14 protein-coding genes and 1 pseudogene are annotated in these 12,064 nt (G+C 38.9%); 6 read left to right on the forward strand and 9 right to left on the reverse strand.

Going from position 1 to position 12,064, the window contains the following annotated elements:
- Nucleotides 1-29 precede the first annotated feature (29 nt).
- On the reverse strand, nt 30-1,478 hold the full coding sequence (locus WA249_RS00835) for a coniferyl aldehyde dehydrogenase (RefSeq protein WP_336165961.1): 1,449 nt from the start codon (nt 1,476-1,478) through the stop codon (nt 30-32).
- Between the two features lie 112 nt (nt 1,479-1,590).
- Here WA249_RS00835 and WA249_RS00840 point away from each other — a divergent pair, with 112 nt between their 5' ends.
- The 5 genes from WA249_RS00840 (at nt 1,591) to WA249_RS00860 (ending at nt 5,435) form a co-directional block, all read left to right on the forward strand.
- On the forward strand, nt 1,591-2,283 hold the full coding sequence (locus WA249_RS00840) for a TetR/AcrR family transcriptional regulator (RefSeq protein ID WP_336165962.1): 693 nt from the start codon (nt 1,591-1,593) through the stop codon (nt 2,281-2,283).
- Between the two features lie 76 nt (nt 2,284-2,359).
- Nucleotides 2,360-3,223, forward strand: coding sequence for a formyltetrahydrofolate deformylase (gene purU, locus WA249_RS00845; RefSeq protein WP_016139339.1), 864 nt, complete (start codon nt 2,360-2,362; stop codon nt 3,221-3,223).
- Between the two features lie 388 nt (nt 3,224-3,611).
- A complete protein-coding gene (locus WA249_RS00850; protein ID WP_336165963.1) occupies nt 3,612-4,367 on the forward strand; it encodes an energy transducer TonB in 756 nt (251 codons plus the stop codon).
- Between the two features lie 43 nt (nt 4,368-4,410).
- The gene (locus tag WA249_RS00855) at nt 4,411-5,031 is read left to right on the forward strand and encodes a MotA/TolQ/ExbB proton channel family protein (protein WP_336165965.1); all 621 of its coding nucleotides are present in this window, start codon (nt 4,411-4,413) and stop codon (nt 5,029-5,031) included.
- Nucleotides 5,031-5,435 carry an ExbD/TolR family protein gene (locus WA249_RS00860; protein ID WP_003654800.1) on the forward strand — a complete coding sequence of 135 codons (405 nt, stop codon included), beginning with the start codon at nt 5,031-5,033 and terminating at the stop codon, nt 5,433-5,435. Before WA249_RS00855 ends, WA249_RS00860 begins: the two co-directional genes overlap by 1 nt.
- A 57-nt stretch (nt 5,436-5,492) precedes the next feature.
- Here the strand turns inward: WA249_RS00860 and msrA are convergent, their stop codons facing one another.
- The 8 genes and pseudogenes from msrA to lgt all read right to left on the reverse strand — a co-directional run bounded on the left by msrA (nt 5,493) and on the right by lgt (nt 11,066).
- Nucleotides 5,493-6,017 (reverse strand): peptide-methionine (S)-S-oxide reductase MsrA, encoded by a 525-nt coding sequence (msrA, locus tag WA249_RS00865; RefSeq protein WP_336165966.1) that lies wholly within the window; start codon nt 6,015-6,017, stop codon nt 5,493-5,495.
- A 135-nt stretch (nt 6,018-6,152) separates the two neighbouring features.
- The gene (locus WA249_RS00870; protein ID WP_336165967.1) at nt 6,153-6,653 is read right to left on the reverse strand and encodes an SRPBCC family protein; all 501 of its coding nucleotides are present in this window, start codon (nt 6,651-6,653) and stop codon (nt 6,153-6,155) included.
- A gap of 148 nt (nt 6,654-6,801) precedes the next feature.
- Complete coding sequence (locus tag WA249_RS00875; protein WP_336165968.1) at nt 6,802-7,857, reverse strand: Lnb N-terminal periplasmic domain-containing protein; 1,056 nt, start codon at nt 7,855-7,857, stop codon at nt 6,802-6,804.
- A 14-nt stretch (nt 7,858-7,871) separates the two neighbouring features.
- The gene (locus tag WA249_RS00880; RefSeq protein ID WP_231761974.1) at nt 7,872-8,381 is read right to left on the reverse strand and encodes a dihydrofolate reductase; all 510 of its coding nucleotides are present in this window, start codon (nt 8,379-8,381) and stop codon (nt 7,872-7,874) included.
- 44 nt (nt 8,382-8,425) lie between these two features.
- Nucleotides 8,426-9,268: a thymidylate synthase gene (gene thyA, locus WA249_RS00885; protein ID WP_016139331.1), complete on the reverse strand. Its 843-nt coding sequence runs from the start codon at nt 9,266-9,268 to the stop codon at nt 8,426-8,428.
- Between the two features lie 166 nt (nt 9,269-9,434).
- Nucleotides 9,435-9,798 (reverse strand): annotated as a pseudogene (locus WA249_RS00890) (hypothetical protein); the annotation flags it as partial.
- A gap of 11 nt (nt 9,799-9,809) precedes the next feature.
- A complete protein-coding gene (locus WA249_RS00895; protein WP_005302149.1) occupies nt 9,810-10,169 on the reverse strand; it encodes a hypothetical protein in 360 nt (119 codons plus the stop codon).
- A gap of 78 nt (nt 10,170-10,247) precedes the next feature.
- Nucleotides 10,248-11,066, reverse strand: a complete 819-nt coding sequence (gene lgt, locus WA249_RS00900) for a prolipoprotein diacylglyceryl transferase (protein WP_336165970.1) — start codon at nt 11,064-11,066, stop codon at nt 10,248-10,250.
- Nucleotides 11,067-11,159: 93 nt separating this feature from the next.
- Between lgt and WA249_RS00905 the strand changes: the two genes are divergently transcribed.
- Nucleotides 11,160-11,939 carry an NRDE family protein gene (locus tag WA249_RS00905; RefSeq protein ID WP_336165972.1) on the forward strand — a complete coding sequence of 260 codons (780 nt, stop codon included), beginning with the start codon at nt 11,160-11,162 and terminating at the stop codon, nt 11,937-11,939.
- Nucleotides 11,940-12,064: the final 125 nt, after the last annotated feature.

Genomic DNA, 12,064 nt, shown 5'->3' on the forward strand with positions numbered 1-12,064 from the left:
TTTAGTATAACAGATCATGCCTTGATCAGTTAGCGCAACAAGGTTTTCGAAATGAAACGATGAATGGGCTTATTGAAGGGTGGAAGAATGTATTTAAGGCTATACAGTTTTGGATTAGACATCACCGAACGTTCATGAGAAAGGCTAAAAAAGCCCTCTGGTCCGTGATATTTACCCATACCTGATGCACCAATTCCCCCAAACGGTAAATCATCTTGAGCCACATGGGTAATCACCATGTTAATTCCGAAATGTCCTGAGTGGGTATGTTGTGCAATATAGTCAGCACGTGCCTGATCATAGTCAAAATAATACATCGCTAAAGGACGCGGGCGACTATTAATGAATTCGACGACTTCTTCTATTTGGTCATATTCCAAAATTGGCAGGATAGGACCAAAAATTTCATTTTGCATAATATCCATTGCAGTCGTTACGCCTGTAACTAAAGTCGGCGCAATTTTACGGATATCATCTAAAATTTCATTTTGAGGATTAATTTCAATAATACGAGCACCTTGATCACGGGCATTTTCAAGATAGCCCTGAATGCGGTTGTATTGCTTATTATTAATAATAGAAGTGTAATCTTGATTGTTGCGGAAATGTGGATACATGCCAGCCACAATCAATTTAAAGTTTTCGATGAACTCGGCAGTTTTCCCACGTGGTAAGAAAATATGGTCAGGTGCAACACACGTTTGACCCGCGTTCCATAATTTACCTACAGCAATACGTTGAGCTACATCTTTCATATCCATCGATGCATGAACAAGAGCAGGAGATTTTCCGCCTAACTCAAGAATAACAGGAACCAGATTTTGAGCTGCGGCTGCCATGACTGTTTTACCAACAGAAGTTGAGCCTGTGAAAATCATTTTGTCAAAAGGCAAATGACTAAATGCATCTGAAATAACGCCACCACCATTTACTACAGCAACTAATTCTTGCGGGAAGGCTTCTGCTAATGCACTTTCAAGAACTCGTCCAAAGTTAGGAGAGGCACTCGAAATTTTGATCATGGCATGGTTACCCGCTGCCAGTGCACAAATTAATGGTCCAACTGAAAGAAGTAATGGGTAATTCCATGGTGTAATAATACCAATTACACCCATAGGTTGATATTGTACCCAACCTTTTGCTGGCTGATGTAATACACTGATATGGCGCTTTGAAGGTTTCATCCACGCTGTCAGATGTTTACTGTAATATTTGATTTGTTCCAAACTGGTGAGTAACTCACCAATTTTTGTTTCCATAACTGCACGATTGCCATAATCAAGGTTAATTGCGTCGGCAATCTGATCTTGATATTTTACCAAGACTCTTTTAAGACGAGCTAAACGATCAATACGCTCTTTAGCAGTGGGTACCGGATGACGTAAATAAGCACGCTTTTGTTGTTCAAGCAAATCATGTAAATGCTTAACATCATAAGGAAGCTGAGTCTCTGGATTTGTTTTTGTTTGACTGTTCATCGGTACTTACCAAATACATTGATATGTTTATTTTTTAGAGTAAATACTCTAAATAGTCAAGTCAGTTTATGTGTTCAAGTCTTAACCATGTGAATTATTAAAGGTTATTAAAATGTCTCAACCTAAAGCTCTGAAGACAAAAGACCGGATTTTACAAATCAGTTTGCAGCTTTTTAACGAGCGAGGTGAACGGTCAGTTACAACCAATCATATTGCTGCGGAGTTGGGTATTAGTCCCGGAAACTTGTATTATCATTTCCGGAATAAGCATGAAATTATTAAGGAATTAATGCATCAATATCAGGCCGAGACTTTGGAAATGCTTTCTTTGCCTGAAGATAGACCATTAACGACAAATGATAAAATCAACTATTTTCAAGTGCTAAGTGGTCAGTTATGGAGTTATCGTTTTATTCATCGTGATGTTTATCATTTAGTTGAAAGTAACGAAGACTTTAAAAAGATTTATCCACGTTTTGCGGGGCAGGTGATGCAGCAGGGGCAAAAGATTTATCAAGCCTTTGTAGATTCAGGTCTTATGAAAATGACGGCATCAGAAATTGAAGCCCTCATTATTAACTTGTGGATTGTATTAACAAACTGGACAAACTTTTTATATATGTCTGGCCATATTAGTGACAATAACCATTTAGAAGAAAAATGGGTTTGGCAAGCTTTACGCCAAATGGTTTTCCTTGAAGGTCCTTATTTGATGGGGGAAAGCCGAGCGACTTATGAGCAGTTGCTTGAGTCTCTTGGCCCTTCGGATCTATTTGCCAGCTTGTCATCCTTAAAAGATGAATAGTTGTGCTTGCTTATTTAGGGCGCTAGAATACTCGGCCTATTAAAAAAATTTGTCTCAATTAAGCGATATTAACCAAATGAATATGACCACTGCCAATACAGCCCGTTTACTGATTACTTGTGAAGACAAGCCTGGGATCGTACAAGCGGTATCGAGCTTTTTGTATCATCAAGGTGCAAACATTACCGCGCTTGATCAGTATGCGACGGAAGCTCAGGGCGGACGTTATTTCATGCGTGTTGAATTTGAACTTGATCATTTACAGTCGCGTAAAGATGCATTAATTCAAACTTTTGCTGCGAACGTTGCTGAACGTTATAGCATGCAATGGCGTCTTGCTTTCGTAGGCGATGTTAAAAAAGTTGGTATTTTAGTTTCTAAAGTTGACCATGCATTGCTTGAGTTGTTATGGCGTCATGCACGCGGTTCGTTACCTTGTGAAATTACTCATGTCATTTCAAATCATGAAGATTTACGTGAATCTGTCGAAAACTTCGGTATTCCATTTTCTGTAATTAAAGTCACTAAAGACAATAAAGCTGAAGCTTATGCGCAAATTGATGAAATGATGCAAGGCAATGATTTATTAGTTCTTGCACGTTACATGCAGATTTTAAGCGAAGATTTTGTTGCGAAATGGGAAATGAAAATTATCAATATTCACCATTCTTTCTTGCCAGCTTTTGTGGGTGCTAACCCGTATAAGCAAGCTTATGAAAAGGGGGTGAAGTTGATTGGTGCGACAGCTCACTATGTGACAGCTGACCTTGACCAAGGCCCAATTATTGAGCAAGACGTTGAACGTGTGAGCCATAACTATAATGTTGAGCAATTACGTGAGCTAGGTGAAGATGTAGAGCGTAATGTATTGGCTCGTGCTGTTAAATGGCATTTGGAAGACCGAATTATTGTAGATGGCAATAAGACAGTTGTTTTCTAATTATCCATTATCTTTTTAAAGCATGCTTTTGAGTGTGCTTTTTTTATGGCTAAAATAAAGTTAAAATGTTATAACATAACTTAAATTTGATATTCTATCGATTCCCCAAATTTGAGCTGCTTAATGTTTTTTTAAGTTGAGTGAGATTTGATAAGTAGTATGTGGAACTAACAAATTTCAGTGTGTTGTCTAAGCATGAGAAAAGTAAGGTGATATCACTTTATTAAGTTAGATCGCACAATCCTGAGCAGTGTTTTCGCAAAAAAATAGTTGCAAATGAAAACACTTCTCATTTATTATTATGGCACTTTATTGTTCTATCCGATGTTTGAAATCGTTTCTATGAATAGAAATCTGAAATCATCATCCATTAGGTAATTAGATTCTTATGAGTCAATCTTCCGCAGCCTTAAACGCTCCCAATCCGATGAAAAAGAAAGTCATCACAGCACTAATTGCAGTTGCAATTGGTCATATCGGGGTCTTATGGGCAGTTAGCCATATTAAGCCTGCTGAATTAAAGCCAATCGAGAAAAAACCTTTACAGGTACGTTTCGTAAAAATTCAAGATCAGCCAAAACCACTACCTCCTAAACCAAAGGAACCGCCAAAAAAACCGGAACCTAAAAAAGAGGTAAAAGAAGTTAAAGTTGTTGAAAAACCTGTAACACCACCGAAAAAAGTGGAAAAGATTCAACAGGTGAAAAAGGCTGAAACACCAAAACAAACAGTAAAGACAGAACCTAAAGTTGAAACCAAAGTGGTGACAACGACAACAACTGTTACTGAAAAAGTCGTTGAAAAACCAAAGCCAGTAGTACAAGAAGCACCTAAAGCTCAACCTGCTCCAGATCCATCACCAAAACGAGTTTCAATTGGTGGTTCGGGTGTGCAGTGGAGTCGTTCACCACGTTTAACAGTTTCTCCAAAAGATTTACAAGGCGAAGCACGCTCTGTCATGGTACTGATTGAAGCCGATGAAAAAGGCAAGATTATTAATGTACGAGTGACCAGAAGTAGTGGTATTGCAAGTCTAGATGACAAAGTTGTCCGTGCTGTTCGCGGTGCGAAGTTTAAACCTTATATGGAAAATGGTGTTGCTTATCCAATTAAAGCAGAGCAACCCTTTGATTTAACCCCTTAAATGAATTTGAGTCCTAACGGCTAACCTTAATCAGGAGTTCAATATGAACTTTTCAATCTATTGGCAACATGCAGATGCAGTGAGTAAAACCCTGTATTTCATCTTATTGGCAATGTCGATTGCTACCTGGACAGTTTTCATCTTACGTTTGATGGGGACTCGCCAATTAAAGCAACAAGCTTATGCTCAACTTTCTCAGGCTATCACTTCGCTAAAAGCAAAGTTACAACCTTTGACTTTTGAGCAGCGTAAAGCGGTTGCAGAGCAGGCTCTACTTCGTCAAATTTCTGCTGAAAAAGTCAATGCTGAAAAAGGTATTTCTGTTTTAGGAACTATTGCTTCAATCGCACCATTCGTTGGTTTGTTTGGTACGGTATGGGGTATTTTCCATGCACTTGTTGCAGTAGGTAAAAGTGGACAAGCAGGTTTGGCTCAAGTGGCTACACCAGTAGGTGAAGCACTTATTATGACGGGTCTTGGTCTTGCAGTTGCGATTCCTGCGGTATTGGCTTATAACATTTGTGTACGTGCTAACCGTGGTCTTGCTCATGACTTACAAGATCAAGCACACAGTTTGTTAATTGACACCATGTTGCAGCAAGACTCAACTGTAAAGTCTGATGTTAAAACTGCAGAGCAAAGTTATGTTGGAGGTCAAGCTTAATGGCTTTTCAATTGGGTGAAGACCACGATAGTGGCATAAATGAGATGAACCTCATTCCGCTAATCGACATTATGTTGGTGTTAATGATCATCTTTTTGGTCACAGCAACAGTTGCCAACCCATCGATTCCATTAACGCTTCCTAAAACAACTGCTGAAATTATTGATCCACCACCAAAAGCAATTACGATTAGTATTAATGCAAATGGTGAAGTGGCTTGGGATACTCAAGTAATTAGCCTTGATGAGCTTCAAAAACGTTTTCAAGAAGCAGGTCAAGGTGATGTTAAACCAACAGTTCAACTTCGTGCAGATAAAGAGTCGAAGTACGATACTGTTGCACAGGTAATGTCTCGCGCCAGTGAAGCCGGACTGAGCGATATTGCCTTTGTCAGTGAAAACTAAAATTTAGTTTACTCAATAAAAAAGCAACCAAATCGGTTGCTTTTTTATTGTTCTGATTTATTGATCTTTCATAAGATGCTGGAATTTACTATATAGCTTGAGCAACTTAGGTGGAATCGCAAAGTTGCAATAACCTTGTGAAGGATTCTTTGCATAGTAATTCTGATGATATTCTTCGGCTGAATAGAACGTTGGAACAGGAGACAATTCAGTCACAATATCAAGATCATCATCTTTTAGCGTTTGAATCGTATGTTCTGCTGCTTGTTTTTGCTCTTCATTATAATAGTAAATAACAGAGCGGTATTGCGTGCCGATATCATTACCTTGGCGATTTAAAGTTGTTGGATCATGAGTCGCAAAGAACACATCGAGTAACTGGGAGTAGGTTACTTGCTCTTCATCAAAATCTACCAAGATCACCTCAGCATGCTGAGTATCACCTTGGCACACTTGCTCGTAAGTTGGATGAGTTGTATGCCCACCCGCATAACCACTAGTTACTTTTTCTACACCACGAATTTGTAAAAAAACGGCTTCGACGCACCAAAAGCAGCCGCCGCCAAATAAGGCCTGTTGCATTGTTTTTTCCTCTATTTCCTGCCTATTACAATAGGGGTTATGTATTTAAAATACAAAGTAAAGCATGTATAAAAAAGTAAAGAAAAAGAGAATAACTTATTCAGTTTTCGATAGCCACTAACAGATCTTCTATATTTAAAGGCTTTTTAGATAAGCTTCTAAGTTGGAGAATGTTCCATTAAATCCTTGTACCATTCCATCGCGAGCAGAATCAAAAGTTGAGTTCCCAACATCGTCAGAGTTCCATGGCTGCCAAGTAATTGTGACTTTTGTTTTTATATTATCAATATCTTCAAAAGTTGTGGTTGCTAACATTTCTAAGGGCCATGTTGGTGACATTGGGTGTCGTGTGTTGTTACCAGCTTTATCTGAAAAAGATTGAATAAACGTTAATCGCTCATTGGGTACGATCTCACGGAACACCTGTTTTCCCCACATTTGAGTTCCATCGGGTCCTTCTAAACCATAGTGATAAGTGCCACCCACTTTAAAATCCATTGAGGTATGAATGACTTTGAAATTTTTTGGACTCATCCAATTTTGTAAGTGATGAATATCAGTATATACCTTGAATACAAGATCACGAGGTGCATTAAATACTCTAGAAATACTAAATGGTGTAATCGGTTCTTTCATGATTATTTTCCTTTAATTAGAAAATTGGTTAATTCTAAATTTGGAGAAGTTATGGAATTACTTTGTAATTCTTGCAGATAGTTTTCAAGACAATTAAAGCGATTTTCTGATAGTTGGCGAAATGAGTCTATAAAATATCAAATAGATTCTAGTCAGCTTTGGGTAAACCCTGTCGAACGATTTGAGAGAAGTGTTCACTACTCTGATCTGAAAGTTGTTCAAAATTTTCAGTGCGTGGATTGATATGCGCAATTTGATACCAATCTTTTAAACTGATGTTTTGATTAAGTGCTTTAAGATCATATAAATAATTAGGTAAATAACCAGAGGCAATTAAACGATAATCTTTAGGAAGCTGATAGGGGTTAATCGCTTGAACCATATCAAAAATCAAGGTTGTACAGTTACTTGTGAGAGTGTTGTACCACTTCGGTTCTGCACGAAGTTCATCTGATTTTTTTAGGTATTGTAAAAATAGAGCTTTTTGTTCAGACCGGGGCATATTGATAGGAAAATTATAAACTTGTTCTTTGCGGACGTTGCTGCGCGTATAGACAATATCTTTTTCATCAGAAGCAATTAAGCTAAGTTCATATTTTCTAAAAAAACCACCGATTGCCGAAAACTCTTCGCTCTTTTCTTTGCGAATCTCGATTGAGAAGACTATAGGTTGTTGGTGTGCAAATTCGAAGCTGACCAGTGTATGGGCAATTTGTGGCCCCATCCAGTAAGAGGTAATGATGTTTATTCCATTTAACTGGCTTAGGTCAAAAGTTCGAGTTTCCCAGCGAACATCATAGGTTCCATCAGGATGCCAGTTGAAGTTACGTACATTATGTAGAGTGACCACATCGCCGTGCTTTTCATAGCTCAGCATATTGGCAACTTCAGGGCTCCAGTCACGATCTTGCCGTGCAGTAATCGAAAAATACCAAATGAGAGAGCAGGCAAATGCTAAAAGATAAATCAGGATATCTGTACGACGGCTAATAATATGACCATTGAAATATAAGCCTGCCATACTCAGCGCAAAAGCGATCCAAATGCCAATGAGTATGCGACTACATAACCAGCCAAAAGGTTGTTGAACCCAGAGTGCTACACATACCCAAATGCTAGAGAACACAATAAACAGCGTGAATAGACTATGTAACAGCCCAGAAAGTAGAGCAATAATAAATTCACGTGTTCCGATATTGTGCATAGGCATCCATAGAATTATTTTTTATAAGTGGCAAATTCGAATGAAGTTCCTGATTTTTCATCAACTTGCTGTTCACTCGCAGTTTTATGAAATTCGCTCGGTATTGTTGGATAATGTGCATCACCTTGCACATCTAAGTCAACATGAGTAAGTTCAAGACGGTCTGCAATTGACAATGTTTGCTTGAATATCTCACCGCCACCAATGATGAACAATGCTTGTTTTTCGGTGTTTTTTACATCTTCTAAAGCTGCATTTAAAGCATCTTCAATTGAATACGCAATTTTTACACCGTCAAATTGCCAGTTAATGTCACGGGTAATGACCCAGTTCACACGGTTTGGTAGAGCACGGCCCATAGACTCAAGGGTTTTACGCCCCATCACGACCACACCGCCTTGTGTGATTTCTTTAAAGTGTTTTAAGTCGGCAGAAATATGCCATGGCAACGCATTGCCTTTACCAATACAGTGGTTTTTATCCATTGCCACAACGTGAACAACTTCTACATTTTGCCATGCCATAATCTTATTCTCTAAACCGTAACCTAATGAAATTTGAGTCATTGTTATACTGCAACTGGTGCTTTAATTGCAGGGTGTGACTCATAACCTACAATTTCAACATCTTCAAATTTGAAATCAAATAAGTCTTTTACTTCTGGATTTAGTTTCAATTGGCAGAGCGGTAAAGGTTCACGTGTCAATTGAAGTTGTGCCTGCTCAAAATGGTTGACATAAAGATGTGTATCACCACCAGTCCATACAAAATCACCGACTCCCAAACCGCACACTTGAGCAATCATATGGGTGAGTAGAGCATAGCTCGCAATGTTAAAAGGCACACCTAAGAACACATCTGCACTACGTTGATAAAGTTGGCATGACAATTTGTTATCTTGTACGAAAAATTGAAAAAGCGTGTGGCAAGGTGGTAAGGCTACTTGTCCAGCTTCGTTCGGGTTCCAACCAGAAATAATTAAACGACGTGAGTTTGGGTTGGTTTTAATTTCATTAATTAACCATTTAATCTGGTCAAAACCATCTTGGTTGTAAGTACCGTCAGCGTTTTTGGTTGCACCGAAATTACGCCATTGATGACCATAGACAGGGCCAAGCTCATGCTCTGGGCGGCCAAAACGAGCAGTTTGATCTGCTGTTGCCCATTCATCCCAAATTGAAACTTTATTGTCTTTTAGATATTGGACGTTGGTGTCGCCTTTTAAAAACCAAAGTAACTCAATCACAATAGAACGGAAGTGAACTTTTTTTGTGGTGAGTAAAGGAAAACCTTTAGAGAGATCAAAACGCATTTGATGACCAAATACAGAACGGGTTCCTGTGCCTGTACGGTCGCCTTTGTCACCGCCATTATCAAGGATATGTTGTAGAAGGTCTAAATATGCACGCATAACACTCTCGAGTTCGGATTAATTCCATAAAATAAGGGGGGAGATAGCTCAATGATAAATAATTACGCAATAGAGCTGCTTCATCGTGAACCATTGAAGATGATACCTGTTGTAGCTCAAGATGAAAATCTAAAAATAGTTCTATGGCATTTCAAGAGGCGTAATTATTCAAAACGCTTGGCACGATTTTGATGAATCGAAACAAGAAAAAAGCCAACAAGTACAAAGCCCAAAGCTTGTATGACAAGAATCCATTTCTGCTGAGCAGGAAGCAAATACATTAAAATAACAACGATAAAAATAGGGTAGATTTTGCTTAAAAGGCCAAAGCTCGATTTATATGATTTGTTATTTGAAATTTTGCTATTTAAATAATGTCCAACCTGTAAACCAAAACCGAAAATAAGGCTGAGTACAGTATAAATAGGAGATAAGGGCTGAACTTGATTAGCGACGTAAACTGCCACACAAACGGTAATAATAAAGATGAGTTTGATATGGCGCGGAGCGTTGTACCAATAAGCCAACATGAAAACCAAACCTATTTCTTAAAAAGCGATTGAGGTGAAAAAATGAAAGCTGCAAGTGCCATAAACGCGATTCCTTGAACGCCCCAGATCAGCAAGTTCGGCATCGCTTTAACAAAAATAAGGGCAAATAACAGTGCGATAGGTATCCAAGTCAACAGGCGGTAGAGTAAACCCGTCGGGTTGCTTTGAGCGAAATGCAATTTAAAGTAACGACAGATTAAAAAAATTACCCCAGTTCCAGTAAACATGAGAATCGTATCTAAAGGCAGTGGTTGGTATTGATATAGAGCAATACAAATAAGCAGCGTAATAATCAAAATCACTAGTTTTTTAAATGTTGGGACTTGCGTGTTAAACCAGAATTCCAGCATGGCATATCTTCATCTTGGGAGAGTAAAAACTGTAGCACAAAAAAGAAAAGAGGAGCCGAAACTCCTCTGATTTAGATGTTAACTATTCTTTTGTGGACCCCAGTCATAAATTTTCTTTTGGTAGGCGTACCACATCATCCAAAGGCCAATCAGCAACATTGGAATTGTTAGAATCTGTCCTTTTGTCATCCAGCCAAATAGAATGAAACCTTGGTCGGCATCTGGTTGGCGGAAGAATTCCATAACAAAGCGGGCAACGCCATATCCCATTAAGAATAGGGCAGAGACAGCCATACGTGGACGCGGTTTTGAACTAAACCACCACAAGATAATGAACAGAATTAAACCTTCACAAAGCGCTTGATAGATTTGTGATGGATGGCGGACCAGATGTAATGGATCTGTCGGGAAGATCATACCAAATGCATAATTTGGATCTGTTACCGCACGACCATATAACTCTCCACCAATAAAGTTACCAATACGTCCGAACATTAAGCCAGTCGGTACACAAGGGGCAATAAAGTCGAGGGTTTGGAACCATGTTTTTTGGTATTTTTTACACCAAAATAACATCGCAACCATAACGCCTAAAAAGCCACCGTGGAAACTCATGCCACCGGTCCAGACTTGAAATAGCCAGATTGGGTTTTCGAGAAATTTATCAAACTCATAGAAAAGGACATAGCCGACACGACCGCCCAGAACAACGCCTAGAGCACCATAGAACACTAGGTCGGAAACCATGTCTGATGTCCAGCCATCACGTTGTTTGGCACGGTAGGATGCAAGTCCCCAAGCACATAAAAATGCCAGTAAATACATGAGTCCATACCAATGGACTTGAAGAGGTCCTAAGTGTATTGCGACCGGATCGATATTAGGATAGGTCAGCATTGCTGCTCCTTGATCTTAAGTTTTGACAGATTGTAGCGGAATGATGCGAAAAATGTTGTACATTCAATGTGTAAAGATAGGGAACTAAAATCAATGTGTATTGTGGCTTTAGCATGGCATGTTCTGGATGATATGCCTTTGTGTCTTATGTCAAATCGAGATGAGTTTTATCATCGCCCCACAGCTTTATTGCATCAATGGGAACACACACCGATTATTGCAGGACAAGATTTACAGTCGGGTGGCACATGGATGGGCATTACGCCTCAAGGTCGATGGGCTGTTTTGACTAACTTCCGTGATGGGCGAGATCAAAAGTCTTATGAGACTTCTCGGGGGCATTTGGTTCAGGCTTTTTTAGAATCTGATTTATTGCCGATTCGATTTGCTCAACAATTAGAACAGCAGCAACAGAATTTTGCAGGCTTTAACTTGTTTATGGGAAATGCTGATCAAGCGGTTTATATGAGTAACCGTGGTGAAGCTCCGCAAGTATTGGCTAACGGTGTGTATGTGGTTTCGAATGGCTTGATGTCTGAACATTGGGAAAAAACTAAACATTTACGAACACGTTTTACGCAAGAGTTTTTGCCTATGCTTCAGCACCAGACAGAAGAGTTAACCTTGCAACATACGGCATGGGATATTCTGGAAGATGAGCGTAAGGTCACAACGGCACTATTACCGAATACTGGCATTCAAGCAGAAATGGAAGAGTTATTATCATCCACCTTTATTCAAAGCCCCGTGTACGGAACACGCTGTTCAAATTTTCTAAGAATGACTAATAATGAATGGATATGGTTGGAAAAGACCCAACAAGGAGGCCAGCAAGGACAAATTACTAATCTTTGTATTGATTTAACTATTTAGGTGGTATGTTATAACATCATTATTTATATAAAACAACAAGATGAAATGATATTGTCATTAAGGTGACATAAAAGGGTCACCCCGCATTGTTATGGTTTAGCCAATCAAGTTATGTCTAAACAATA

The organism is Acinetobacter sp. 161(2023), assembly GCF_037027805.1.
Classification (GTDB): domain Bacteria; phylum Pseudomonadota; class Gammaproteobacteria; order Pseudomonadales; family Moraxellaceae; genus Acinetobacter.